The organism is Candidatus Chloroploca mongolica (assembly GCF_004762035.2).
GTDB lineage: Bacteria > Chloroflexota > Chloroflexia > Chloroflexales > Chloroflexaceae > Chloroploca > Chloroploca mongolica.
This window is the reverse complement of sequence record NZ_SIJK02000040.1, coordinates 17,204-43,888: the sequence shown is the minus strand read 5'-3', so window position 1 is coordinate 43,888 and position 26,685 is coordinate 17,204. Positions and strand designations below refer to the sequence as shown.

Below are 26,685 nucleotides of genomic sequence, written 5' to 3'. Positions count from 1 at the left end.
TGCAACCAACCCCACCGCCCGCCTGCAGTTCTTGCAGGCGGGCGGTGGGGTTTTCGGTTTGAAGATGAATGAACAGCGTGATTGTTTGCTTATTCTTTGGTGCGAGGAGCCCAACTTTGCTTCAAGAGGGGGAAGGCATTCCAGAGGTACTCAAGGCCCGAGACAATGGTCAAAAGCAGGGCAAGCCCCATCGCGATAGGCCAGAGTCCGAAGAGATTCTGCAATAGGCCGTCAAAAACAGTGCCCAGGATGCCCCCGCGTTCGGCATGGGCGGCGAGCAAGCGCCACACCAGGGCGATGACCGTAATGACGAGTTTTTGTTTGCCCAGTTGTCCTGCCGAGATGACTATCCCTTCAGCTGCGGCAAAGGAACGTAGCCCTGAAACAATAAACTCGCGAACAATAATTGCAAAGACAACCCATCCAGAGAGAAGTCCCGTCTGCACCATAGGGATCAGCACGCCCGCAACAAAAATCTTGTCGCTGATGGTATCAAGGAAGATGCCGAGAGGGGAAACAACATTGAGGTGACGGGCGATTTTACCATCGGCCATATCGCTGAGAGCCATGATGATCAACAGGGCCACAGCCCACAGGTCAGCAACAGGATCACTGATCACAACAAGCCAGAAGAGGAACGGGGTCGCGACAATCCGAAAAAGACCAAGCAGATTGGGCAGACTGCGCAAACTGGCGCGCATAAGATATGTCCTGTCAATGGCAACTTGCCTGGGTAACGCCTACGCCTCGGATTATAGCATAGCCATGCCTCGTACGTGTTGTCTGGTGTTTTTCTACCAAAAACATCAGACAACCCTTGTTGCGCCATCGGAGGCGACACTTCTCAAGCTCTATGGTAGATGCTAGACAGAACCGGTCATTATCGTGCATAATCATATCATCGAAACCCTCCCCTGAGTGACGTTCATGTAGTGCTGTCAATTGAAGCGCAATAAAATGGTTGTTTCTATGGACACTCAGGTCTCTTATCTTGCCAGGTTCCTCGCTCAGGATTATCCTGAGTTGGCATCACAACTGTCGCAAACAGGTAATCTGCCCGCTAATGAGCGGGTGCAACTGGCGGTTGTCTTACGTACGCGTCTTGCGGCGTGCGCGGCGTTTATGCCTGCCCGCCTTGTTCAGGATCAGTTGCGTCAGCCACGACCGGGGCAGATTTCCGGGGCCTTCTGGAATGGCAGTCTGCTCTTTGCCGATCTCTCCGGCTTTACTGCGCTCTCTGAGCAACTCAGTAGTCTTGGGCGCCAGGGTTCTGAAGAGGTGACGGCAATCGTGAGTCACCTCTTTGATGTCTTGATTGCCGAGATCCATGCTCGCCAGGGTTCATTGTTGAAATTTGGCGGTGATGCGCTCACCGCCTTTTTTGATGCTGCCAGCCTGGGTGAGCAGCATGTGGCTGCTGCGGCCGCAGCCGCGCTCGCGATGCAACGGCGCATGGATGCCTTTGCTGATTTGGCAACACGCGTTGGTACTTTTGCCTTGCGGTTGCGCGTTGGGGTGCATAGTGGTCGTGTCTTTGCGGCAAGTGTTGGTGATCAGAGCCATGTCGAGCTTGTGGTGACTGGCCCGGTGGTGAACCGGGTGGCGATGGCGCAGGAACTGGCTGTGCCAGGACAGGTGGTGATCTCAAGTGAGGCAATTGAACATATTCCTGGTGTTACGGTGCAAGGGGTTGGCCGTGGCTTTCATCGCCTGACCGATCTGCCTGAACCTGTGTTACCTCCGCCTCATACCGATCTCTTTGCTCACAGTGGGCTTGATGATCTGCAAACCCTCGAACGACTGGCGCACCAACTCGCGGCACTTGAACCATACCTGGTGCGTGGGCTGCCACGACGGTTTCTCGAGGTCTCGGAAGTCGGGCTTGGCGAGTTTCGACCGGTTACGGTGCTTTTTATCAACATTCACGATTTTAGCGCCATCCTTGCCCATCTGCAGCATGCGCCGGATCTGGCCGCAGCGGTCTTTAATGCCTATTATCGTCGGGCACAGACGGTTGTCCATCGTTATGATGGCATTGTGAATAAAGTTGATATGTATACGCACGGCGACAAGTTGATGGTGCTCTTTGGGGCTCCTGTTGCGCACGAGGATGCTTCGGTGCGCGCTATTCGTTGTGCGCTCGATCTTGCGACAACGCTCGACGAAGCGAATGCTGAAGTGGCAGCCTTGCTGGCCCCGGTCTTGCCCATGCCATTCCAGTTTGTGCATAAGATGGGGATCAATACGGGGACGGTCTTTGCAGGGCGGGTGGGTGGCTCGACCCGCTACGAATATACCGTGATGGGCTCGAATGTGAACCTGGCGGCACGGTTGATGTCAGCGGCCGCTGATCACGAAGTGCTCATCTCTCCGGCGACCCGGCTCATTGTGGCGGGTCAGTTTGACCTGGTTGATAGTTCACCGTTGCAACTCAAGGGCATTCGTGCACCGGTCATTCCGTCACGGGTCGTTCGGGTTGCCGACGTTGCGATACCGTTACGCGGTGGTGCGTCTGAGCAACGGACAGGGCCAACGCCCTTGATCGGGCGTGATCACGAGTTGGCAACCTTGTTCGATCTGGCGAGCGATGCGTTGCTGGGGCATGGTCGGATGCTGGCGTTAGTGGGTGATGCTGGTGCCGGCAAGACCCGGCTTGCCGAAGAGTTGTTGCAACGTCTGGTGATTGCGAGCATGGCACCTGATGGGCGGGCGATGCCGTCGTTTTCGATCTATCTGGGTGAGTGCCAAAGCTATGATCAGCGGACACCGTACGCTGCTGTGCGGGGGCCTTTGCGTACGTTGTTGAGCCTGTCGGTGCGCTATTTGCACGAACCTGAGTTGACAGCACGGCTTGCTATTCGTGTACGTCAGCTTGCCCCTGAGCTCGAGCGGTTTACGCCTCTGCTTGGTGATGCGCTTGGCGTTGCGCTGGAAGAGAGCCCGCTAACCACTTCGCTGTCACCTGAACAACGGCACGACCGTCTTCAGGAACTGATCGTGGCGCTCTTCGCTGGGGCCACCATGCAAGATCGCATGCTGATCCTGATTGAAGATGTCCACTGGGCGGATCTACCTTCACATGAGCTATTGAGTCAACTCGCCCTTGCTGCCGTTGACTTGCCGCTCTTATTGCTGGTGACCTATCGGCCTGATACGCCGATCACTGCCCTTTGGATTGAGAAGCCGACGACGGTCAAGATTCCGTTAGGTGAACTTACGAGTGAAGATTGCGTGGCTCTCTTGCGTGAATTGCTGGGGGGCACTGAACCACCCGCCGAAATCTTGCCGCTGCTTGAGCGCACGCAGGGCAACCCCTTCTTTATTGAAGAGTTGTTCCATGCCCTGGTCGCTGAACAGGTGCTTTGCCGTACGGAAAAGGGTGAGTGGCGGCTTGAGCGTACGCTCGACGAGGTTCAATTGCCGGGGAGTATCGAAGGCCTCTTGCTGGCTCGTCTCGATCGCCTGGATGAACCGCGTCAGGCGTTGCTCCAGGTTGCCTCGGTGATCGGGCGCCGTTTTCAACGTCCGATCATTGAAGGTGTCTATGCGAGCCAGTCTCCACTTGATGAAGGGCTTATGTATCTGGTGGGTTTTGAGTTGATCCAGGCCGAGCAACTTGATCAGATTCTCAGCTACCTTTTCCGGCATGCCCTGTTACGTGATGTAGCGTATGAGGCTATTCTCTATGCTCGGCGGCGGGTCTTGCATGGGCAGGTGGCCCACCGGATCGAGTCGTTGGCAGGTAGCCAGCTTGAACCTCACCTGCCCGTGCTGGCCTGGCACTATTTGCAGGCTGAAGCGTGGGATCAGGCGCTCGCATATCACATCCGTGCCGCAGAACAGGCAACGCAGCGTTTTGCGAATCGTGATGCGCTGGCCCTCTATGGGATTGCATTGACTGTCGCCCAGCGGCTGCAAGAGGTGCAGAGTACTCCGTCGTTGAAGCAACAACTCATCTTGATCCATGAGCAGAGTGGCGATTTGAGGTTATTGCTCGGTGAGTATGACGATGCTGAAGTTCATTTTCGGGAAGCGCTCAAACTGACAGCCCCTGGCGAAGAAAACTGGCTGCGGATGTATCGTCTGCTGGCAAGTGTCGAGGAGCGTCGTTCGCACTATGAACAGGCGTTTACCTGGTTACGTACTGGAATGGAAGGAATGTCGCTCGAAAGAGGGGAGGAGCTTGCGCGTTGTTATTTGCTTGGGGCCGGGCTCTTTTTTCGGCAGAGCAAGTATGCCGAGTCGATTGAATGGGCTTCGAAGGGCAAAGAGTTGGCCGAACAGGCGGGCAATCTGTCAGATCAGGCCCATACCTTCAAACTCCTGGGCCTGATCTATCGAGATCAAAGCATCCTCGATCAAGCGATCGCGGCCCTCGATCAGGCGCGTGCGCTCTTTGCGCAACTGAATGTGCTGGATGGTTTGAGCGATACGCTCAATAATCTTGGTATGGTCTATCTGAATATGGGCCAGTGGGCCGATACGATCGCCTGTTATGAACAGAGCCTGGCGATCAGTGAGAATATTGGTGATGTACAGGCCATTGCGCGTACCTCGAATAATCTTGCGGTTGTGCTGGTGGGGCGCAATCAACTTGAACGTGCCGGCGAACTCTATAAATTGAGCAATGCGATGTTTGCGCGGATCGGCTCGACGCTGGGGGTCGCGGTCACAACCTACAATCGTGGCGAAGTCTTGTTGTTGCAGGGGCGTCCGGCTGATGCGCTGCCGCTCTTCCTAGAGGCGCTTGAGACCTTGCAGCAGATCAACGCACGCAACTTTTTGCCCGAGGTGTTGCGTTTAACGGCTGAAGCGGCGTTGGCTCTGGGCGATCTCGCCGTTGCTCAACTTCATGCCGAGCGAGCTTTCACGTTAGCTGCCGAACTGGCAATGAGGGTTGAAGAGGCTACCGCGCATCGCGTCAGTGCGCAGGTGGCCCTGGTAACTGGCGATTTTGCGAAAGCACAGGCTTGTCTGGAGACAAGTTATGCCGGGTTGAGCAAACTTGATAATCGCTATGAACTGGGGAAAACGCGTTATCAGCAAGCGCGCCTTGCGCTGGCGATGGGCGATCGTGAGGCTGCTGCGCAGGCACGGGCCGAAGCCCAGGCCATCTTTGCTGAACTTGATGCACAACGTGATCTCGCGCTGGTTCAGTCGTTATAAGCTCGCTTGAGCAACCACGCTGAGTCGGTTGCTTCTGTTACCTAAGATCGGAGCGTATGCATGCCACGTCAACTTATTGTGCTGCTCTTGATGGCCCTCCTTGTGACGCCATTAGGGATGCAGCCTACTGCCACTGCTCTGGCCGAGCCGGTTGAGGTTCCTGCGTCTACCTTGAGTGACGTCACTAAACTTCCTCCGTACATCGAACAAGAAGCGCCTGGTAGCAGTTCAAATGATCGACCGCAAGATGCCGAGTGGATCGGTGATCGCACCATCCAGAGTTGGGAGCAGACGATAACTGGCGTTATTGATCGTTCGACCGATGTTGATTTCTTTCGCATGGTGGTGCCGCGACCTGCCTCGCGCATCCAGATTGTGCTGGATGGTTTACCTGCCGATTATGATCTGGTGTTCGGTGGGGGGCCTGATCCTGAAGTTGGGATTGATCTCACGTTTGATCCGGGTGTCCCTGGACTCGAAGGCATTACCCAGGTTGGTGGAAGCATCGGGGCGATCGGTGGAAGCATCGGGGCGATCGGTGGAAGCATCGGGGCGATCGGTGGGAGCATCGGGGCGATCGGTGGGAGCATCGGGGCGATCGGTGGGAGCATCGGGGCGATCAGCATCAATAGTGGGCGCACGCCCGAAACGATTGACACGCTGATCTGGGTGCCGGGGGTCTACTATGTCGTCGTCGTGCCGCACAACGGCGCATACCCTATCGGTGATACGAATACGTTGCCGTACCGTCTCGGTGTACGTCTCGATGGGAGTGAGTTGACGGTACCACCATCGGCACCAGAGGTAGAACTACGGCTTGATTTTTCAAGCTTGCCTGGTGGTGGCGAGTTTGGTATTGGTCCTGAGCAGATCACGACATTATATATTCATCACCCGCAACGTTTGGAGCAGATCTACGGGCCTGATGAAAACCCCCAGATGACCAATATTACCTCGATAGGGTATGCGCTTGATCAATTTGCGGCGAGTCCGCCGCAGAGCAACGGTGCTCCACCTGAATATGGCATCGTACTCGATCTGGGCCGCTTAGAGCCAATGATGCCTGGCAGAGCGTCGACGGCTGCGATCACGGATGTGTATGATCTTTGGGATGCCAATCAAGCGAACCCCCTCTATGCCAACTATGTTGCGGGCCTGATCGACAACCTGATCGAGGCAGCGACGCAAACGGAACCAGTGACCAAGACGAATGCCGCCTTTTATTATGGGAATGCGGCTGAAGATGAGCGGATCACGTTCCCGAATGTCCGTAACATTGTCTTAATTGGTGGTGACAATATTGTCCCGTTCTTTCGTGCTCCGGATCTCACCACGATTGCCAACGAGGCTGATTATCTGGCGTACACCCGTAACATCGTGGGCGGACGTGATATGATCATCCCCGATAGTGCGCTTGGGGCCGCCTTGCGTTATCGGATGCTCTTGACGGATAGCCCGTATGGCGCAGGGCGACCGTATCGTTTTTATGGGTATCCCTTCCATTTGCCGCAACTGGCGGTTGGGCGGATTGTTGAGACGCCTGACGACATTGCCAACTATCTCAATGCACAGCTCTATGGTAGCGAATATACCAACAGGCCCTCCCACATTGATGTCACCTCGCAGGGTGACGGTCAACCGGGGCCTGCCCGTGCTTCAGTGACGGGATACGACTTTTTGACTGATCAAGCTCAGACCGTTACCAGTATTTTAACGAGGACCAGGTCATTTGCCCAGGAAGTCAACTCTTTGATCAATGATCGATGGACGCGACCTGATCTTGAGCGTACCTGGTTTGATGGGCGACTTGATATTGACTTCCCATTGCCCCAAGATGGCTTTGTCAATCTGCAATCATCGCTTCCGCTCGTGCTCAACTCGGTAAATGCCCACTTTGACCACTGGCAATTATTGCCTGCGATTGAAGATCGCACGGGCAACTTCCCGGCAGAGCGCTTGCTGGTGCCCGAGTATGAATTTTCGTGGTTTGGGGGTTACTTCATGGGGACGCTCGGCTATTCGGTCGGGTGTCACAGTGGCTACAACGTGCATACCGGGGCGCTTGCCGAAGGGATGCCCTTGCTTTACCGGGCCGACTTCGCCGAAGCGCTGAACCGTCACGGCGGCAACTGGATTGGCAATACCGGCTATGGGTATGGGACAACGGATGGCATTGACTATTCTGAGCGGCTATCGGTGTTGCTCACCGAGGAACTGGCGCGTGAAGTGGTGGTGGAAGCGTTCGGTCGCTCACCTGCGCAGAGTCTCTTCCCAATCGGGCCAACGATTGGCGATGCGCTGGTGAAGGCCAAGCAGCGTTATGTGCGCAACTCGACGACCCTGAGTGCATACGACTACAAAGCGATCAGCATTATGACGCTCTATGGCCTGCCCTTTATTCGGGTGCAAATGGAAAAACCCTTGCCACCGCCACTGGAAGATCCATCACCAACCCAGACAGCGCCGCTCGAACTCAATACACCGATTCAACCTGATCGTCTGGGCCGGCTTACCCGTACCATCACCTTCACGTTTGATCTCGCACGCGAGAATTTTGTCCCGGTTCCTCGTACGGGGAGTACGATCCTGCGCCTGGGGCCAGAGAGCATCAAGGTGGAGGACAGCTTTGGCGAGGCATTTATCCGACCGCCGCGGCTTTTTGAGAATAACCAGGTTGCCGTACCAGTGTTGCCCAATCTTGCCTACGATATCAGTGCCCTCAGCAACGGCAGTACGGAACGCTTGCGGGTGCGGGATGTAGTGATGATTGGGGGCATCTACGATGAACGGGAGGGCTTTGATCCGCAGATCACCCAGGTTGTGACAGAGACATCGAGCCCGATTATCGAGACCGACATTGAACCGGAGTTTCCGGCGGGGATTGGGATCTGGTTCCCCGACAAAATGTTTGCGTACAGCACGGTTGGCGAAGGGGAATTGCAGCGTGATCAACTGGCGACCGCGATCGCACAGTTCCGCACGGATCCCAGTGGCAAAATTGGCACCTTACGCCCATACCGCCAGCTTGTCTTCCAGGTCTTCTACGAAGATCCCGATCCGAGGCTTCTCACCGGAGAGATCCTCGCGCTGCGGAGCGATATGCTGCCACCCATCATCGAGTCGGTAGCTGTCCGTTCACCTGATGTCAACATTCAACTCGCACAGGCGACAGAGGCGCTTGTAGAAATACAGGTGCGTGATGTCTCGCTCAACACAGAGTTTGGGCGAAGTGGCATTGCCAATGTCAGCATGATCTACATTGGCCCTGATGGGCGAACCTGGGAAAACCGTGCGCTTGAACAAACCGCTCCTGGCTCAGGTATATATCAAAGCATTGCACCGATAGCTCCGGGTGACTTGCGGATCATCGCACGGGCGACTGATCGGGCAGGCAATACGAGTCATTTCACGTTCAAGGGCTCCTTTACGCCGCTCTCATTTGAGCGCTATCAGGTCTTCCTGCCTAGTTTGCAACGGTCTTGAAGCTGAAGCTGAAGGCCTCGTGCCGAGGCAACTTGGCTGCTCTGGCACGAGGCCTTCAGTTCTCATTTGTTCACTTTGCAATCTTTACAATTCAATCCTTCATGTGCTAGAATAAGTCCGCCGTAGGTGCCTTGATAGACAGGCACCGGGCCCGGATCTCCCCTAACAGCGTACATCGAAATGCCCCGTCATGGGGCTACGTTGTCGCATTGTTACATATGCTGATGCCTCAGGCATATATTATTTGCTACCCGTCATGTTCTTGAAGCTGATGTAGTCCCCCACTGCAACGAAGGAGTTGTGCGATGCTGGAAGGACTGGATGCATTACAGCAGGCGGCTGTATGGTCTGTGCTCGCCATTTCGGTCTTGGGTATTGTCTATGCTTTTGTTCTGAGGGCCCAAATCCTGGCCGAGGATAAGGGCACGGCAAAGATGCAAGAGGTCTGGGGTTTTATCAAGGAAGGGGCGAATGCGTATCTGAGTCAGCAATTTCGGACGATTGCGATTTTGATTGTCATTCTGACGTTTGTCCTTGCTGCAAGCGTATTGGTTGTCCCGCCTACGTTTGAGGCAGTTGAGCGTTTTGGTTCAGAAGAGGCTGCGGTGCTCTGGGTGTCAATTGGGCGGGCCGTCGCCTTTTTGATGGGCTCGCTCTTTTCGTATGCGGTTGGTTTTGTTGGCATGAGTGTTGCGGTTGAAGGCAATGTGCGGGTTGCAGCGGCGGCACGCAAAGGCTACAACCCAGCCCTCCAGATTGCCTACAAATCGGGGTCGGTGACGGGTATGCTCACGGTGGGCCTCGGCCTGTTTGGTGGGACGCTCATCTTCATCGTTTTTGGCATTGCCGCACCTGATGCCTTGCTTGGTTTTGGTTTTGGTGGTTCACTGATTGCGCTCTTTATGCGGGTCGGTGGTGGAATCTACACCAAAGCGGCTGACGTTGGGGCAGACCTGGTGGGCAAGGTTGAGGCGGGGATTCCCGAGGATGATCCGCGCAATGCGGCGGTCATCGCTGACCTAGTCGGCGACAATGTCGGTGACTGTGCCGGGATGGCCTCGGATGTCTTTGAGAGCTTTGAAGTGACATTGGTTTCAGCACTCATCTTGGGCCTGGTGCTTGGTGATGCTGTCTCGGGGACGATTGGCGATGGTCAGTATGATCTGCGCTTTATTCTTTTCCCGTTGATCCTGCGGGCGATTGGTGTCATTGCCTCGGTGATTGGCAATAGTCTGGTGCGCACCGATGAGCGTCGTCGCAATGCGATGGCGGCGATGAATCGGGGCTTCTATGTTGCTGCGGTCATTGGTGCCCTCGGTGGCGTTGTTGCCAGTTTCTTCTTTATGCGCAATCCCGATGGCTCGATTGATTGGCGTCCGCTGCTCGCGACGCTGGCCGGTCTTGCCCTTGCGATTGGGCTCGATAAACTCACCGAGTACTTTACGAGCACTCACTACAGCCCAGTGAAAGAGACGGCACGCTCTTCGCAGACCGGGGCGGCCACCAATATTCTTTCTGGTCTGGCCCTCGGTATGGAGTCGAGCGTCTGGGCGGTAATGGTGATCTGTGTATCGATCTTTAGCTCGGTGCTGATCTTCAGTGGCTTTTCGCCTGATCCCTTTGTCTCGTTCACGGCGGTACTCTATGGTGTGTCGCTGACCGGCATCGGGATGCTGTTGCTGACGGGCAATACGATTTCGATGGATAGCTTTGGGCCGATCTCGGATAATGCCAATGGCATCGGTGAGATGGCCGGCCTCGATAAGAATGCCCGTAATGTGATGGATGACCTTGATGCCGTTGGCAATACGACCAAGGCTGTTACCAAAGGCATTGCGATTGGCTCGGCAGTCATTGCGGCTGTGGCCCTCTTTGGTTCGTACCTCACGGATGTCAATAAAGTGCAACAGCAACTGATTGATGCGGGCGAGCAGGGCGTTCAGTTGCTGACGGGGATCAATGTGGCGCAGCCAACGGTCTTTATCGGGTTGTTGATTGGCGGGGCAGTGCCCTTCCTCTTCTCGGCCCTGACGATCCGTGCAGTGTCGCGTGCCGCTTCGCAAATCGTGACAGAGGTGCGTCGTCAGTTCCGTATCCCCGGTCTGATGGAGGGCAAGGTTCAGCCGGATTATACCCGTGCGGTACTGATTTCTACGACGGCTGCCCAGAAGGAGTTGATCAGCCTCGGGATTATCGCGGTGATGGTGCCGATCCTGGTGGGCTTCTTGCTTGGTGTTGAAGCACTCGGTGGTTTCCTGGCCGGTATTATTCTCTCGGGTCAGTTGATGGCGGTCTTCCAGTCGAATGCTGGCGGGGCCTGGGATAATGCCAAGAAGTATATCGAAGAGGGCAACTTTGGCGGCAAGCATAGCGATCCCCATAAAGCCGCTGTGGTTGGTGATACCGTTGGCGATCCCCTCAAGGATACGGCAGGCCCGGCGCTCAATCCGATGATCAAGGTGATCAACCTGGTGGCGCTGATTATTGCTCCGGTTGTGGTCACGATTACTCCAGGTAGCCCCGGGGTGATCATTGGGATGATCTTCTGTTTTGCCCTGCTGGTCTGGGCGATCTGGCAAAGCAAGCGTGAGACGGAACAGATCAGTGAGGTGACGAAGGCTCCGGCAAGCGCTGATTGAGGTTGAGCGTAGAGTTTCATCTGAACCAGGGGTGGCGCGGGTGCCTCCCCTGGTTTTTGTTTGCGGTGGTGGGAGGGTTTAACGCAGAGGCGGGGAGGTGCAGAGGCGCAGAGGGTGATCAGGAGGCGGCGAAGATGATTTTGCCGCCGACGATGGTGAGGATGACGCGGACGGTGGCAAGTTCCTCGGTAGGGAGGGCGTAGGGGTCGCGGTCAAGGATGATGAAGTCGGCGAGGTAGCCTGGTGTCAGTTGCCCCAGATCATCGTCGCGGTGGCCGGCGTAGGCGGCCCAGGTGGTGTAACCGGCAAGCGCCTCGTCAAGCGTGAGCCGTTGATCGGGCAGGCCATGATCGAGGGGTTGCCGGTTGAGCGCGACGTGAATGCCTTTGAGTGGGTTGGCGTCGGCGACGGGCCAGTCACTGCCCAGGGCGAGACGCGCACCGGCGTCGCGTAGGCGTCGCCAGGCAAAGCCCCAGGGCCAGCGGGTCGGCCCGCTCATGCGTCGCCAGGTGTTCTGCAGATCGAGGCCAAAGTTGGCATGAATGGGCTGCACAGCGGCAATGACGCCCAGTTTGGCAAAGCGTGGGGCGTCAGCAGGGTCAAGCAACTCGACGTGCTCGATGCGATAGCGCGCATTACGTGTACCGTTGATCTGCTGAATGGCCGCAAACCCGTCGAGCGTCTGGCGTACGGCTGCGTCACCAATGGCATGCACAAAGACCTGTAACCCCAACGCATCGGCTGTGCTTGCCAGATGCACAAATTCTTCGAAGCCATAGTTGGCGACGCCCAGATCGCCGCTGCCATCGGCGTATGGTGTGAGCAACAGAGCGGTTTTTGACTCGACGACCCCGTCCATAAAGAGTTTCACCGCACCGGTGCGCAGATATGGCCCGTGAAGTTGCCTGGTTGTTGCCGCCCATTGTTTGATGCGGTCAGGATCGTCACCTGGTGAGAGTGAAAGTGGCAAGAGAACCCGCAAAGACAACTCGTCATTGGCAATCAAGTGCTGCAGCAGTTTGACCTGGTGCTCGTCACCATCCATATTGTGAACACTGGTCAAGCCGAGGGCAGCGAGGTGACGTAACGCCTGACGAAGCAAGGTGAGCCGGGTTGCATCGGTGACAGGAGGCAGAAGGCGGCTCACCAGCGTCATCGCCTCGTTCTCGCGCAACTCGCCGGTGGCGAAGCCAGCGTCGTCGAGCACCACCGTACTGAAGGCACTGCCTGTCTCGGCACCATGCAGCATACCTGCCATCTGGAGGGCCCTCGTATTGACCCAGGCGGTATGACCATCAAAGGCCGTCAAAAAGACCGGACGATCAGGAACCACGGCATCGAGGAGGTGGCGATGGATCGTTTCGCCGCCAGCAAAGAGGCGATATTTCCAGCCCCTTCCGATCAGCCAGGCATCTTGAGGGAGCGTCGTTGCAGCCGTGCGGAGGCGAGCTTGCACCTCAGCAAGATCGGTGGCATCTTCGAGGGCAAGCTGACCGAGGCTAAGGGCACCAGAGAGCAGATGGAAATGGGTATCAATCAGGCCAGGGAGGATGCGGCGTCCCTCGGCATCGAGCACCCTGGTGGCAGGGCCACGCCAGGCGTCGGCATCGGCGTCACTCCCGAGCCAGGCAATGCGATCACCAACGACGGCCAGGGCTTCGGCGTGAGGCCGGGCTGGATCAAGGGTGGCAATGCGGGCATTGCGCACGAGCAACGTTGCTGTAAGCGACATAAATGTCCTTTCAATGCACGAGTAGCGTGACTGGTGACGCGACCTTGACGATGGATCTGGTGTTATGTATGGTAGCTCACAGTTGTCTCTTTGAAGCTATTGTACGCTATACCTCAGGAATTCAGCGAAAGGATCTTGTCCATGTCATCTCCACATACAAAGCGTCGTGTACCAACACTGGTACTGTGGCTCGGCCTCCCTGTTTTGCTTTTCGGGGCGGCTTTTGCCTGGTGGGCGATCAGTCCGCTTTTTTTCAGCACGCGCGTTGATGAAGCCTTCCCGGTTGCCGGTGCCTCAGCAATCCCGGATCCAACCGCAGCGCCTGAAGTTGTGGCAGTGCCATTAGCAACTGCTACGCCTGACGCCAGCCCTGTCACAGTGACGGCGACGCCTGAGCAGCCTACGCCAGGGGCGGCTGAGGAGCCTACGCCAAGTGTGGAACCAACGGTTGCTGAGGTGCCAACTGAGCCAATTGCCCTGGCCACTGGCACGTTTACCTTTATTGACCAGTTGCACTGGGCAGAGGGCGAGGCAACCATCTACCAGCTACCCGATGGTAGCCGTATTTTACGGCTCGAAAACTTCAAAGCACAGAATGGCCCGGATCTGCGCATTGGCATTGCCGGCCACCCCATGCCACGTAGCAGTGCGGAACTGCATGATACCGGGCCTGGCTACATTGAGTTTGAGCGTCTGACGGCCAACGAAGGCAATCAGAACTACGCCATCCCTGCGGATCTGGATCTCGACGGTTTTCTGTCAGTTGTCATCTACTGCCGTGCCTTCAGCACCGTTTTCAGTACGGCTGAAGTGAACTAACCCTTCGCGCCTTCGCGTGAGCTTCTTTGCAAAGGATTGGGCCTAGCGCGATCTTTGAGGGCACGTAGCTTGCGCCGCTATACGCCGAGCAACGTCAACAACACAGACAACGTTACGATACTCAACACTGAAGAGACGATCACCGTGCTCACGACGAGGCTGGGACGGCTGTCGAACTCGAGGGCGAGGATGGTTGTATTGACTGCGGCTGGCATACCGGCGAGCATCACGCCCACCGCGATGCTCAGCGGGGCGAGGCCGAGGGCGAGACCGAGGCCATAGGCGGCGAGGGGTGAGACGAGCAGGCGCAAGATCGTTGCCATTGTGACCAGGCCAGGTTCCTGGATATGCAGGCCACCGGCGAGTTGGGTACCGAGCACCACGAGCATCATGGGCAGCGTGGCATCGCCAAGCAGGGCGAGGCCACGAAACAGACCAGCGAAGAGCCCCTGGGCAAGAACCGGGTCAAAGCCGGTTGCGCGTACCGCAAAGGCAGCGACGGTCGCATAGATCTGGGGCATACGCAACACCCGTGTTGCCACCTCACGGAGGAGGCCCGGGCCGGCCTGCGCAGCGCCGGCGGCGGCCACGGCGACCCCGAGCGTTTGTGAGAGCACAGACTGCACAATGAAATAGAAGATCGCTAGCGTAAACCCGGCCTCGCCAAAGGCAAAACGGGAAGCCGGCAAGCCGTAGTTGCCCGAGTTCATAAAGAGGGTCACGAGCAACAGACCACTCAAATCACGGCCACGTACGCCAAAGGGCAAAGCAACGGCAAGGGTCAACGCACCCATCACCACAACTGTGCCAACGGCCAGCGTAACCATCCCCAGTGCGCCACTGCCACTGAGATCAGCGCGTACCAGGGACGTAAAGATCAGAGCCGGGCTCATCCCATAGATCACCACCCGATTGAGGGTTACCTGGTCAAGGGGCATTTGCCGGCGCAACAACATCCCGATGATTGCCACCAGCGCGACCGGCAGCAGCACCTCAAACAGCACACGAACCACGAGCCTTCTCCATACCAAAAACGGTTGTCCAGCGGGACAACCGTGAAGGGGGGGAAAGGTCGGATGCAGCTATCGCAGGAATGTTCGGCGACCGACCTCTGATCTATGTGACTCTAGTATACACCACTTCATGCCGCAGTGCATCAGGGAATTTTTTCTTCTGGTGCGTAGCGGGCCAAACATGCCAGCAAAGCTGGCATGTTTGGCCCGCTACGCACCAGGGTTTGTGGTATGGTTGATACGCTACAATAGGGGTGGGAGAAGAGACATAAGATCCGGTGATTGAGGAGGCGATGGCTAGCACACAGGTTGCGCCCTGGCTTTCGGTGGTCGTACCGATCTACAACGAAGAAGAGAGCATCCCGCATCTCTACACGCATCTCACGGCAGCGCTAGCGCAGATCGACAAGCCGTATGAGATCATCTGTGTTGATGACGGTTCACGGGATGGCAGTTTTGCGTTACTGCATGAACTAGCCGAGCGGGATGCACGTGTGCGAGTCGTACGTTTTCGGCGCAACTTTGGGCAGACAGCGGCGTTTGCGGCGGGTTTTGACCGGGCGCGGGGCGAATGGCTGGTCACAATTGATGCCGATCTCCAGAACAATCCGGATGATATCGCAATGTTGCTAGACAAAGCCGCCGAGGGGTTTGATGTCGTCAGCGGATGGCGGGCACACCGACAGGAACCCTTTCTGAACCGACGGCTTCCTTCGATCATTGCCAACCGCATGATTTCGTGGGCGACAGGAGTGAGGTTGCATGACTATGGATGCTCGTTGAAAGTCTACCGTACCGACATTGTCAAGCACATCTCGTTATACGGAGAACTGCACCGTTTTATTCCGGCGATTGCCTCGTGGCAGGGGGTCGCGGTGGCTGAATTACCGGTTCACCATGCGCCACGGCGTTACGGCACCTCAAAATACGGGATCAGCCGAACGACGAGGGTCTTGCTCGACCTGATCACCGTACGCTTTCTGCTCTCGTACTCAACGCGACCAATGCAAGTCTTTGGGAGCGTCGGGCTCATCTTGGGCACGCTGGGCAGCATCTTGTTGGCCTATCTGGGGTACATTCGGCTCTTTTTGGGCAGCCCATTGAGTGACCGACCGTTATTACTGCTTGCGGTGCTGCTGGTTGTGCTGGGGGTGCAACTGGTTGGCATGGGCTTGCTAGGGGAGTTGATCACGCGGGTCTATTACGAAGGCAGCAACCGGCCCATCTATGCGGTACGCGAGGAATTGAATGGAGAGTGAGGGGATGACGAGCGCCAAGCGTGTGTTAATGATTGCACCGACACCATACTTTTCGGATCGTGGTTGCCATGTGCAAATTTATGAAGTAGCACGGTCACAACAACTTCAAGGGAACCATGTTGCGATTGTGACCTACCACCTTGGCAATGATCCCGGTCATATTCCAATCTATCGCATTCCTCAGATCCCCTGGTATCACAAGCGCTCAGCCGGCCCTTCCTGGCATAAACTCTATCTGGATCTGCTTCTTCTCGGGCGTACTCTGCAAATTGCCCGACGCTATCGACCGCATCTTTTGCATGCGCATTTGCATGAAGGAGCTGCGATTGCTCTTCCTGTGGCACGTTTGCTGAATGTGCCACTTGTGCTTGATTTGCAGGGGAGCATGGCTGGAGAGATGGTCAACCACAACTTCATTCGAGAGGGTGCAAGGCTCTATCGTCTGGCTGAACTCACTGAGCGGACGATCATACGCCATGTTGATGCAATGCTTATGTGGTCTTACATTCGTGAGTCGTTGCAGAGGCGTTTTGATTTTCCACCTGATCGTGTCTTTGAGGTAGATTATGGAGTTGATCTAGAGCGATTTCGCCCATATGCAAAAGAGGATCTGCAAGATCTCTATGAGGAACTCGGCTTACCGCGTGAGCGTCAGGTTGTTGTGTATCTGGGCGTACTAAGCGCCTATCAAGGAATTGATCTTTTGTTAGACGTCATACCTCGCATTCTGGCGTCTTGTCCTGATACACACTTTCTCCTCATGGGCTATCCTGACGAAGAGCAATACCATGCGCAAGCTCATGCTCTTGGCATTGCTGATCACGTAACATTGCCAGGACGTATTGCGTATCAGCAAGCTGCCCGGTATCTCGCGCTAGGTGATGTTGCTGTATCGGCGAAATTGACCAGTATGGAAGGCAATGGCAAACTCCTCAATTACATGGCCTGTGGTTTGCCGACGGTTGCATTTGATCTCCCAGGGAATGTGGCTACGCTTGGTGAGGTTGGATGTTATGCTCCGGTTGGAGACGGGCTTGCCCTGGCTGAACGCATCGTTACCTTATTGCGTGATCCATTGGAGCGTAAGCGTCGAGGTCAGGAATTGCGCAGGCGCTGCGAAGATCTATATAGCTGGCATGCGATTGGGGCGCAGATCAATGCCATGTATGATACCGTGCTTGCCCGACGAGGTATCGCCATTTCTTCACCGTCTGCTCATTCGGTTGCTCGTGATAGCTCCTCTGGGGGGTGGAACTGATGGGCAAGACTATCTTGCGCATCGTGCTAACCCTGTTTCTGGTTGGATGGTTACTGACGCAGGTAGAACTCACCAGCGTGGGAGCGATCTTGAGGGGGGCTGATCCCTGGTGGCTCATGGCCGGCATCCTTGCAAATCTTTTTGCGCTCTTTTTGGGTGTATTACGCTGGCAGTTATTGTTGTATGGAATGGGGGTTCGGCAACCATTCTTGAATTTGCTACGTATTTTGTTGATCGGCACTTTTTTTAGCATGTTTTTGCCTTCATCCATTGGAGGCGATCTCGTGAAGATGGTGCTGATTGCTCCAGACACCGAGCAACGTGAGGCTGCCGTCTCGTCAGTGCTGATGGATCGCATTATTGGGATGGGTGTTACAATTGCGGTTGGACTCGTGGCATTGCTTTTTTTGCCTGAAGTCTGGATCAATACGACGCTGATAATGGCACTGGCCGTGATCACGGGTCTCTTTGTAGGTGTAGTTGGTCTCCTTTTTAACAATACATTGTTAAAAGTCATTGAACGCATGCTCCCCAGGCGGATGTGGCAGCGAATAGGTGCTTCACTTGTGAAAGCACATGCGAGTCTCATGGCCTTGCGGAGGCGTCCCGATATCCTGTTTGGCAGTGCTCTTGTTTCGGCATTACGGCAACTAACGATCTGCTTGGCAGTCTATTTTGCGGGTAGATCGTTTGGGATTATGGCAAGTCCGGTCGCCTATTTTGCTATGATCCCCTTCAGTCAGGCGATTACGGTTCTCCCAATCGCAATTAATGGACTGGGTTTACAAGATAATGCCCTTGTGTTGCTACTGGGTTTTGTTGGAGTGAGCCCGGCCGAGGCTCTTGCGTTATCGCTCTTTATGCATGTTTTAAGTAATGGCACAGGTTTGATTGGTGGATTAGTCTTTGCGATTGGTCGCCGTCGTCAATCGATTCCCGACACGGTGTTTAAGCAAGGCCTGTGACCTCAGGTTAAAGGAGCGAGTTGTGCATGTGCAGCGTTGCAATCTCTGTGGAAATGAAACCTTTCATACGCTTGGCAGAGGCTACGATCGCACGATTTTGACGAATAGGGCCATCTACACATTGCTTCAGTGTCGAGAGTGTGGTCTGGTTACGCTGACGCCACGCCCCACCACGGATGAAGAACTAGCGGCGATCTATCCGGCTTCATATGAGAGTTATATGCAGCGCCCCCAGTCACTCTTGATGTTGATGCGTCGTATGGCCTGGCGTGCTGAGATTGGTGAAATTCTTGCCCTGACAACGCCAGCAAGCCGTATTCTTGAACTTGGTTCAGCGACAGGTGAGTTTCTCAACGAATTACGTCGTCGTGGACGGCCTCATCTCATAGGCGTTGAGATAAGTGGTGTGGCAGCACAGCTTGCACGCGATCGCTATGATCTGGATGTGCGTACCGGCCAATTAGCTGATGTTGATCTTCCACCGGGTAGTGTTGATCTTATTGTGATGAGACATGTGCTGGAACATGTTGCTGATCCATTAGCCCTACTGAAGTATATTGAGTATATCCTGCGTCCTGGGGGCTATTGCATTGTTACGATTCCAAATCTTGACTCGCATACGGCTCGTATTTTCAAGTCTCATTGGTATGGATATGATGTTCCTCGTCATCTTTCGCTCTTTCCTTCCACCACACTTGCACTTTTGTTTCGTTTAGTGTCATTGCGTATCTGTTCAATTATGCATATTTCAACGCCCAATTTTTGGATCGGGAGTACACGTTTCTGGTTGCAAGCACTGGGTTTTGGGAAGTTAGCGCGTTTTGTTCGTTATCAAAATCCGTTCGCGATTCTGTTCTTTCTGCCCTTTGGGTTAATTTCTGCTGTCATGAAGTCAAGTGGGGTTATCCGCATTATTGCGCAACGCCCAAGATAAGCTAAATCTATGGATACTACGTTTACAGAGGATCGTACGCCCTCTCTCCCCCGTGATCGGTTCCTCTGGGTGGCGATGCTGGTGGTCGCTGTGGTGCTGGTTGGGTTGAGTCTGGCGCGTTATTGGGGCTATAATGCCGGGATGCTCGATCTGGGCAATATGACGCAGGCGATTTTGTCGGTGTTGCGTGGGCAACCTCTGGTGACGACGGGGCCGGGGGGCAATGTGAGTCGCCTGGCTGGGCATGTCGAGGTGATCTATCTCGCTTTTGTGCCGCTGCTGGCGCTCTGGCCCAATCCTCAGCCGTTGTTGATTGGGCAGGCGCTGCTGATGGTTGCCGGGGCGCTGCCGGCTTATCGGATGGCGCTGCGCCATCTGGAGGATGTTGCCGCAGCCCGGAGTGTGGCTCTGATCTATTTGCTCTATCCGGTGGCGTTGACGGCGGTGCTCTTTGATTTTCACGGCGATACGCTGGCGATGCCGCTGCTACTCTTTGCCCTCGATGCTGCCGATCGCCAGGCCTGGCGTTGGTATGCCTTCTGGATTGCGTTGAGCTTGTTGAGCAAGGTGTATGTGGCGGCGCCGGTCTTTGGGATCGGGGCGTTTCTCTGGTTTTGGGCCGAGCGTCGCCGCGCCGGGACGTGGACGATGCTTGCCGCGGCACTCTACGGGAGTGTGGTCTTCTTTGGGGTGCGTGGGCTCTTTGTTCCTTCGGCAACGGGTCTCGCGGTCACGTCAGGGTATGTGAACCACTATTATGGCGATCTGCAGCAGGTCTGGGGCACGTTGCTGCCACGCCTGGTGAGTGCGTTGCTGGTCTTTGGTCCGGTGCTCTTTTTAGGTTGGCGTGGCTGGCGCTGGTTGTTGCCTGCGGCCCCGTTGACGCTGGCTGTGCTGCTCAGTACTGGCCCTGGTGCGGTCTATCACTATGCCTATCACCATTATGCGCTGGTGGTGCCTTTTGTGGTGATGGCGGTGATTGATGGGGCGGTGCGCTTGCGCCAGCAGGCTGCCGAGGCTGCGCCGGATGAGCGTGTGCGGCAGTGGAAGCCGGATCTGATCTTTACCACTGTGATTGTGGCTGTGGTTAGCCTTTTGATGGTTGATCAGCCGTTGAATCCGCGTTTCTGGCTGGCGTTACCGGGGCAGGGGTTGGATCATGCGCGTTATGGGCGCGTGGCGCGTGATGAGGTGAAGGATCGCTTTCTGGCCGCAGAGTTGCCTGATACGGTGCCACTGGCGGCTTCAATGTTCCTTGCCCCCCGCCTGGTGGATCGTGAGAAGCTCTATCTTGTGCGTTACCCTGATGATCCCGGGGGCGAGCGTTTGCCGTCACTCTTGCCCGAGGTGGAGTATGTGCTGGCCGATGCGCTTTTTGACTGGCGTACGCTGACCGACGCGGGTATTTTGCCGACGGTGGCGTATGAAGAGGCGGAGATCCGTGCTTTGCTCGCCGATCCCGCGTTTGGCCTGGTTGCTGCCCGCGATGGTCTGTTGCTTTTTCAGCGCGACGCGCCGGCAGCGCGGGTCTTGAGCAACACAATTACGCTGACGTCGACGGTGGAGTTTTCGGCCAAGAGTCTTGATCTTGGCCCGGCAACGCTGCGTGGTTTTGCGGTGAATGAGGGGGAAGGACGGCGTTTCGAGGCAACGTTTGTCTGGGAGTTGAACGGGTCGCCGCCGGCAACACCGTGGGTTGCGATCAGTCAACTCGGCGTAGCGAGCGACACACGGCTTGTGCATCTGCCGACGTATGTGGTGCAGCCAATCACAACCTGGCCTGCTGACCAACTGATCTATGAGCGCTTTGTGTTTGAGGTTCCGGATGATATCCCTGCCGGACGCTACGAATGGCAGGTTGCGTGGTATGATGCAACGCATCCTGAAGCAGCCTTTTCTGATGGGGAAGCATTGCCACCAGGGATCGAGCCTGTTGTGGTTGGCACCATTCTTGTGCCGTAAGACCATATATTGTGGCGCTGTATAAAGATCAACGAGGTAGAGGTAGGCACCAGGCGATGGTCACGGCGCGGGCGCTCTTTTGTGGGGTGTGTGAGCCGCGTGATGAGCCGGTTGAGATGCCGGAGTTGGGGTGAGAGGCGCTGACGCGGCCCTGTAGAGCGGTCGCGTCAGCGCACCTCACCTACGATAGCACCGGCTCTGCGTGAGATGGCATTGCATTGACGGTTGACGCCAGGAAGGTACGCACGAGGGCATTGAACTCGGCGGGTTTTTCATCCTGCACTAACATCGACGCTTGATCGATAACCTCGAGGCGAACGCGAGGATTCGCGGCGAGGAAGGCATCGGCCCGCTTGACGGGGGTGGTGGTGGCCTGACGCCCCCAGATCAGCAGGGTTGGCTGGCGAAGCGTTGGTAAGATTGCGCGTACGTCGCAGTTGAGCAGACCAGTAAGAAAGCAGATTGGCGCATAGTGTGCCCCTGGGCGACGACTGGTGAGGTAGAAGCCGTCGTGCGTGGCGCTGGTAACCGTAGCGGGATCGTGGTAGGCCTGTGAACGCAAGAAGTAAGCGGTACCCTTGCGACTGGTCAGGCGGTCAAAAATGGCACGCCCGGCTGAGCCACGGAGGGACTGATGGATGCGTCTGGCGATGGGGCCAGCCGGATCAGAGAGTTGCCCCATGCCGGTGGGACAGGCGAGCACGAGGGCCTTGACGCGGTCGGGCCAACGGGCGGCGGCGGTTACGGCATAGGCTGAACTGAGTGAACTGGCAATGAGCGTCACGGGTTGGCCGACCCGCTCGAGCGCGACCCCGATCTGGTCAATGTAGTCTTCGGCCTGATAGGTGCGGGTTGGGCGGTCACTATTGCCATAGCCAAGTAGGTCGATGGCATGCACGGCAAAGCCCTCGCCGAGCCCGGTAAACGGGCCGCGCATCTCGAAGGCTGAGGCGGCGGCGTTGATACTGTGGATGAGAAGCACCGGTTCCCCTTCACCGGCGTGATAGTGGGCGATGCGATGGCCTCGCCAGTCGAAATAGGTTGGGGCGACCGGCAGAAGATTCAGTGTGGTTTGGTTCATGGATTTCTTTGGTTGGGCTGGCAGGGCCAGCGAAAGAGTTGCATGGATGGCAACCTGGTAAACAATGCACTAAGATCAGTATATAATGACTCTGTGAAACGTCAAACGAAACAGGTTCCAACACCGACACAGATTTTTCTCGTGGCCCCACTGGATGCGTATGCGTTGCGGGTAACAACCGGCCTTGCGTATCTCGGGGGCTTGCTTGTCTTGCCGTTGCTTTTTGCGTATCTGGCGAACATGCGCTGGGATGGCTTGCTCATACCGGTGGCCTTGGCCCTGGCGATCGCCGTCTTTTTGTTGTTGACCTATGCAGTGCAGCCTCGTCGGTATGAGATCACGGCGACGGAACTGGTTGTGCGGCGGCGGTTGATGCCGGCCTTACGCATTCCCTTGAAGCTGGTGATCGGGGTGTCACTCGCATCGGATCTGGCCGATGTGCCACGTCGGGGGTTGCGTTTTGCCTTTAATGCGGGTATTTTTGGCTACCAGGGGCCGTTTCGCCTTGCGCCGTATGGTGAAGTCTTCTTTCTTGCGACGAATCGTGAGCGACTGGTGGCGGTGGCCCGTGATCAACGGACAACGATGATTCTGAGCCCTGAGCGTCCTCGGGCTTTTGTCGAAGCGCTTCAGGCGGCACGGGCTGACTATGCGCTCGAAGAGTTGGTGCCTTCCTCACTCAATGAAACGAGACCGTGATGATTGATGGTTTGCCAATCAGTGTCAAGCCTCAACCGATTTTTGTTGATACCGATCCAGGTTGTGATGATGCGCTTGCGCTGGCATGGTTGCTCGCTGCGCCGTCGGTAGAGGTAGTGGGGGTAAGTACGGTCTTTGGGAGTGGGACATTACAGCATACGACGGCGAATGTCTTGACGTTGCTCGCTACGTTGCAACGTGACGTTCCTGTAACGATGGGCGCTTCGGCTCCGCTGATCCATTTGCGTACGAATACTGGCGTCATCACGCATGGGCGTGATGCATTCTGGGGGCATCAGCAGCCGCACAACCTGGCGAATCTACCGGTGGGTGCGCCAGGAGCTATTGCCGCGGCGGCGCGGCTGTATGCAGATCTGACCATTCTTGCGTTAGGGCCGTTGACCAACGTTGCGCGGGCGGTGCAGGCGTACCCGACTGATCTGGCCGGGGTGCGGCTCGTCGCGGTAGCTGGGGCGCATGGGGCGGGTTCGCTGACTCCCGCAGCTGAATTTAATGCGTTTGCTGATCCGCATGCGCTTGCGGTGGTGCTTGAGAGTGGGATGCATGTTGAACTGGTGACCCGCGATGCGTTCGAGAAGCTGCGGCTTGGTGCGGCGGCGGTGCGGTTGCTGGAAGAACGATGTGGTCAGTCCGGGGCATTGCTCGCGCGCCTGCTGGAGGGATACCTACAGGCGGGAAGTCACCAGGCGCTGGCGATGCCCTTGCCTGCGGTGGCAGCAACGGTGTACGCCCTGCATCCTCAACTAGGCAAGGGGCATCTCGCCGTGGTACGTGTGGTCGCGGAAGGTGAGTTGATCCGCGGGCAGACGATTATTGCGCTGACCGAGCGTCAGCGTGCCACGGTAGCCCTCGGGGCAAGCGGGTTTGAGCAACTGGCGAGTTATGTTGGTATGCCGGGGTTTGACTACGAAGGGTCATTGCGTGAAGCGGCTGCGCGGGCACCCTTGAATGCACGGGTTATCCTTGATCTTGATGCGTTCAGGATGAGCGACCTGCTGGAACGCGGCTTTCTGCGGTTGCATTGTAACGCCGCTGAGTGTTAAACTTTTTCTTGCCTTGACATACCACGCACCTGTGTGCTACACTGGCGCGGCATCGTTGTGACCCCTAGATGTAGAGGTCTACATAATAAATCTGTACTATATGTAGTGGTTCCCTGAAGAAGTCACTCAGTCGCTCAACGCAGATTTCTTTAACGACGATTTAATTATTTACACTCTTAGGTTGTTCTGGCACGGTCGGGTGCCTTATGTACAGGTTAAGCGTGTTGCCATTGTTTAGTCACAGCAGGTGAAGATAGAGGAGCAGGTTGTATGGCAAGTGGGACGAATGGTGTGAGCCATATCGCAGGCGGGTTTCAGGCACTTGATCAGGCCGGGATGGTTATTCCGACGACGATCGTGAAGCGTGATGGGCGGGTGGTACCGTTTGACATTGAGCGAATTGAGAATGCCCTCACGCGCTGTTTTGCCAGCCTGAGTCGCACGCCGCGGGTGGCGATCACTGAGCTTTCCGAGCGGGTCGTCAATATTCTGGCTGCCCAGGCGCATGGTGAGTCACCAACGGTCGAAGGGGTGCAGGACATTGTGGAAATGGTGTTGCAGGCTGCGGGTGAGTTCGAAGCGGCCAAGCATTATATTCTCTACCGTGCTGAGCATGCCAAGAAGCGAGTTGAGCGGCCCATTCCCGAGGAGGTGCGGCAGGCGTTTGCGGAGTCGGATCAGTACTTCCCAACGCCGTTGCAGCGTTTCCAGTTTTTTGATAAATATTCACGTTTTAATTACGATCTTGGGCGTCGTGAGACCTGGATTGAAACCGTCGATCGTTCGGTTGACTATCTCTACGAACTCGCTGGTGCGCGGCTGCCCGCCGAAACCTATGCGCGCATCCGCCAGGCCATCCTCGAGATGCGCTCGATGCCTTCGATGCGCCTGCTGGCGATGGCTGGCCCGGCGGCCCGGCGTAATAATATTGCCATTTATAACTGCTCGTATCAGCCGGTTGAGAGCATTGACTCGTTTGTTGAGGCGTTGATTATCTCGATGAGTGGTTGTGGGGTGGGCTTCTCGGTCGAGGGGCGTTATGTGGAGAATTTCCCACGGATTCGGCGTCAGACGGGCTCGGCCCCGCGCAGGATGGTCGTGGAAGACTCGGCTGAGGGTTGGGCCGATGCCTTGCGAGCGGGTCTTGAAACCTGGTTTGAGGGTGGCGATATTCATTTCGATCTGTCGTATTTGCGTCCAGCCGGTGCCCCGTTGCGCACCAAGGGTGGTCGTGCCTCGGGCCCCGAGCCGCTGCGGATCATGCTCGATTTTGTGCGCTCGCGCATTCTGGCGCGGCAGGGCAGCTTCCTGCGCCCCATTGATGCCCACGATATGATGTGTTCGGTTGGCAATGCTGCTGTCAGCGGTGGGGTGAGGCGCACCGCAATGATCAGCCTCTTTGACTATGACGATGATGAGATGCGTCTCTGCAAGAATGGTGATTTCGAGCGCGAGAATAGTCAGCGCTGGAATGCGAATAATTCGGCGGTCTGGCCGCAGGGCAGTCTGACGCAGACCGAGTTTATTGCGCAGTTCCTTGGGATGGTTGAGTCGGGGCGTGGCGAGCCGGGGATTTTCAATCGTCAGGCAGCGAATCTGCTCAAGCCGGCCCGCCGCCAGGCCGCCGAATTTGGCACGAACCCCTGTGGCGAGATTGTTTTGCGCCCATGGCAGTTCTGCAATCTCAGTGCAGCGGTGGCTCGCCACGAGGATACCTTTGAGACCCTGCGTGAGAAGGTCGAGGTGGCGACGATCATTGGCACCATTCAGTCGCTGGCGACCCACTTCCCCGGCTTGCGGACGCAGTGGCAGCGCAATTGTGAAGACGAGCGCCTGCTTGGGGTCGATATCACCGGCCAGATGGATAGCCCGATTGCGCAAGATGCGGGGGTGAAAGAGCGCCTGCGCCATGTTGCCGTCGAGACGAATCGTCAGGTCGCGCTTAGCCTTGGGATCAACCAGTCGGCGTCGATCAGTTGTGTCAAGCCGTCGGGGAACTCGTCGCAACTGGTCAACTGTTCATCGGGCTTGCACGCCCGCTGGGCTCCCTACTATATTCGCAACGTACGGGTGGCCGCGCATTCACCGATCTTCAAAGTCTTGCGTGATGCCGGTGTGCCGATGGATCCCGAAAATGGGCAGACCCCAGCCAACGCCAATACCTGGGTGATCCACTTCCCGGTCAAATCCCCGGATGGGGCGATTACGCGGAAAGATCGCTCGGCGATTGCGCAGTGTGAATTCTGGTTGCAGAACAAGACCTACTGGACCGAGCACAATCCGTCATGTACGATCACCTACCGTCCCGACGAAGTGCTTGATCTGATGAAATGGGTCTGGGAGCATCGCGACCTGATTGGTGGGCTCTCGTTCTTGCCGGCGTTTGATGCCAAGTACGACAACATGCCCTATGTTGAAATCACCCGCGAAGAGTACGAGCGGCTGGCGGCTTCCTTCCCCGAGATTGATTTCTCGAAGGTCTACCGCTATGAAGAGGAAGATCTGACGAACGCGGCGCAGGAACTCGCCTGTATGTCGGGAAGTTGCGAGATTGATTTTTAGGGCGGTTCATCTTTTGCTTCACGCAAAAACGCCAGCTTAGCTGGCGTTT

16 protein-coding genes are annotated in these 26,685 nt (G+C 56.3%); 12 read left to right on the top strand and 4 right to left on the bottom strand.

From position 1 onward, the window contains the following. Window positions 1-89: 89 nt before the first annotated feature. Window positions 90-701 (bottom strand): CDP-diacylglycerol--glycerol-3-phosphate 3-phosphatidyltransferase, encoded by a 612-nt coding sequence (gene pgsA, locus EYB53_RS18580; protein WP_205712685.1) that lies wholly within the window; start codon window positions 699-701, stop codon window positions 90-92. Window positions 702-969: 268 nt separating this feature from the next. On the opposite strand from pgsA, the gene EYB53_RS18575 reads away from it, so the two are divergent. From EYB53_RS18575 to EYB53_RS18565, 3 genes are all read left to right on the top strand, one after another. After that, entirely contained in the window at window positions 970-5,166 is a 4,197-nt protein-coding gene (locus tag EYB53_RS18575; RefSeq protein ID WP_167857474.1) for an adenylate/guanylate cyclase domain-containing protein, read from the top strand. A gap of 60 nt (window positions 5,167-5,226) precedes the next feature. Then, window positions 5,227-8,649 carry a peptidase gene (locus EYB53_RS18570; RefSeq protein ID WP_135479892.1) on the top strand — a complete coding sequence of 1,141 codons (3,423 nt, stop codon included), beginning with the start codon at window positions 5,227-5,229 and terminating at the stop codon, window positions 8,647-8,649. Between the two features lie 305 nt (window positions 8,650-8,954). Beyond that, on the top strand, window positions 8,955-11,288 hold the full coding sequence (locus EYB53_RS18565) for a sodium-translocating pyrophosphatase (protein WP_254151131.1): 2,334 nt from the start codon (window positions 8,955-8,957) through the stop codon (window positions 11,286-11,288). A 118-nt stretch (window positions 11,289-11,406) separates the two neighbouring features. On the opposite strand, the gene EYB53_RS18560 is transcribed toward EYB53_RS18565, so the two are convergent. Next, window positions 11,407-13,020 (bottom strand): amidohydrolase, encoded by a 1,614-nt coding sequence (locus EYB53_RS18560; RefSeq protein ID WP_135479891.1) that lies wholly within the window; start codon window positions 13,018-13,020, stop codon window positions 11,407-11,409. 141 nt (window positions 13,021-13,161) lie between these two features. Between EYB53_RS18560 and EYB53_RS18555 the strand changes: the two genes are divergently transcribed. Beyond that, entirely contained in the window at window positions 13,162-13,839 is a 678-nt protein-coding gene (locus tag EYB53_RS18555; protein ID WP_135479890.1) for a DM13 domain-containing protein, read from the top strand. Window positions 13,840-13,916: 77 nt separating this feature from the next. Here the strand turns inward: EYB53_RS18555 and EYB53_RS18550 are convergent, their stop codons facing one another. Beyond that, window positions 13,917-14,852: an AEC family transporter gene (locus EYB53_RS18550; protein WP_135479889.1), complete on the bottom strand. Its 936-nt coding sequence runs from the start codon at window positions 14,850-14,852 to the stop codon at window positions 13,917-13,919. A 293-nt stretch (window positions 14,853-15,145) separates the two neighbouring features. On the opposite strand from EYB53_RS18550, the gene EYB53_RS18545 reads away from it, so the two are divergent. Genes EYB53_RS18545 through EYB53_RS18525 form a run of 5 tightly spaced genes read left to right on the top strand, consistent with a single transcriptional unit; the run spans window position 15,146 to window position 21,230 of the window. Then, window positions 15,146-16,111, top strand: coding sequence for a glycosyltransferase family 2 protein (locus EYB53_RS18545; protein WP_135479888.1), 966 nt, complete (start codon window positions 15,146-15,148; stop codon window positions 16,109-16,111). A gap of 4 nt (window positions 16,112-16,115) precedes the next feature. After that, window positions 16,116-17,369, top strand: a complete 1,254-nt coding sequence (locus tag EYB53_RS18540; RefSeq protein WP_167857473.1) for a glycosyltransferase family 4 protein — start codon at window positions 16,116-16,118, stop codon at window positions 17,367-17,369. Continuing rightward, complete coding sequence (locus EYB53_RS18535) at window positions 17,369-18,334, top strand: lysylphosphatidylglycerol synthase transmembrane domain-containing protein (RefSeq protein ID WP_135479886.1); 966 nt, start codon at window positions 17,369-17,371, stop codon at window positions 18,332-18,334. The genes EYB53_RS18540 and EYB53_RS18535 overlap by 1 nt, the downstream gene beginning before the upstream one ends. Before the next feature lie 22 nt (window positions 18,335-18,356). Beyond that, complete coding sequence (locus tag EYB53_RS18530) at window positions 18,357-19,268, top strand: class I SAM-dependent methyltransferase (protein ID WP_135479885.1); 912 nt, start codon at window positions 18,357-18,359, stop codon at window positions 19,266-19,268. A gap of 9 nt (window positions 19,269-19,277) precedes the next feature. Continuing rightward, a complete protein-coding gene (locus EYB53_RS18525) occupies window positions 19,278-21,230 on the top strand; it encodes a DUF2079 domain-containing protein (protein ID WP_135479884.1) in 1,953 nt (650 codons plus the stop codon). Window positions 21,231-21,411: 181 nt separating this feature from the next. On the opposite strand, the gene EYB53_RS18520 is transcribed toward EYB53_RS18525, so the two are convergent. Further along, on the bottom strand, window positions 21,412-22,311 hold the full coding sequence (locus EYB53_RS18520) for an alpha/beta fold hydrolase (RefSeq protein ID WP_135479883.1): 900 nt from the start codon (window positions 22,309-22,311) through the stop codon (window positions 21,412-21,414). 93 nt (window positions 22,312-22,404) lie between these two features. On the opposite strand from EYB53_RS18520, the gene EYB53_RS18515 reads away from it, so the two are divergent. The 3 genes from EYB53_RS18515 (at window position 22,405) to EYB53_RS18505 (ending at window position 26,636) form a co-directional block, all read left to right on the top strand. Next, the gene (locus EYB53_RS18515; protein ID WP_371879133.1) at window positions 22,405-23,010 is read left to right on the top strand and encodes a PH domain-containing protein; all 606 of its coding nucleotides are present in this window, start codon (window positions 22,405-22,407) and stop codon (window positions 23,008-23,010) included. Beyond that, window positions 23,010-24,074 (top strand): nucleoside hydrolase, encoded by a 1,065-nt coding sequence (locus EYB53_RS18510; protein ID WP_135479881.1) that lies wholly within the window; start codon window positions 23,010-23,012, stop codon window positions 24,072-24,074. The genes EYB53_RS18515 and EYB53_RS18510 overlap by 1 nt, the downstream gene beginning before the upstream one ends. Before the next feature lie 270 nt (window positions 24,075-24,344). Continuing rightward, window positions 24,345-26,636 (top strand): ATP cone domain-containing protein, encoded by a 2,292-nt coding sequence (locus EYB53_RS18505; RefSeq protein ID WP_135479880.1) that lies wholly within the window; start codon window positions 24,345-24,347, stop codon window positions 26,634-26,636. The last annotated feature ends 49 nt before the right edge of the window (window positions 26,637-26,685 follow it).

Coding starts and splice junctions, on each gene's coding strand:
- pgsA (WP_205712685.1), bottom strand. CDS start 701: ATGCGCGCCAGTTTGCGCAGTCTGCCCAATCTGCTTGGTCTTTTTCGG.
- EYB53_RS18575 (WP_167857474.1), top strand. CDS start 970: ATGGACACTCAGGTCTCTTATCTTGCCAGGTTCCTCGCTCAGGATTAT.
- EYB53_RS18520 (WP_135479883.1), bottom strand. CDS start 22,311: ATGAACCAAACCACACTGAATCTTCTGCCGGTCGCCCCAACCTATTTC.
- EYB53_RS18565 (WP_254151131.1), top strand. CDS start 8,955: ATGCTGGAAGGACTGGATGCATTACAGCAGGCGGCTGTATGGTCTGTG.
- EYB53_RS18510 (WP_135479881.1), top strand. CDS start 23,010: ATGATTGATGGTTTGCCAATCAGTGTCAAGCCTCAACCGATTTTTGTT.
- EYB53_RS18555 (WP_135479890.1), top strand. CDS start 13,162: ATGTCATCTCCACATACAAAGCGTCGTGTACCAACACTGGTACTGTGG.
- EYB53_RS18535 (WP_135479886.1), top strand. CDS start 17,369: ATGGGCAAGACTATCTTGCGCATCGTGCTAACCCTGTTTCTGGTTGGA.
- EYB53_RS18525 (WP_135479884.1), top strand. CDS start 19,278: ATGGATACTACGTTTACAGAGGATCGTACGCCCTCTCTCCCCCGTGAT.
- EYB53_RS18560 (WP_135479891.1), bottom strand. CDS start 13,020: ATGTCGCTTACAGCAACGTTGCTCGTGCGCAATGCCCGCATTGCCACC.
- EYB53_RS18570 (WP_135479892.1), top strand. CDS start 5,227: ATGCCACGTCAACTTATTGTGCTGCTCTTGATGGCCCTCCTTGTGACG.
- EYB53_RS18545 (WP_135479888.1), top strand. CDS start 15,146: ATGGCTAGCACACAGGTTGCGCCCTGGCTTTCGGTGGTCGTACCGATC.
- EYB53_RS18540 (WP_167857473.1), top strand. CDS start 16,116: ATGACGAGCGCCAAGCGTGTGTTAATGATTGCACCGACACCATACTTT.
- EYB53_RS18505 (WP_135479880.1), top strand. CDS start 24,345: ATGGCAAGTGGGACGAATGGTGTGAGCCATATCGCAGGCGGGTTTCAG.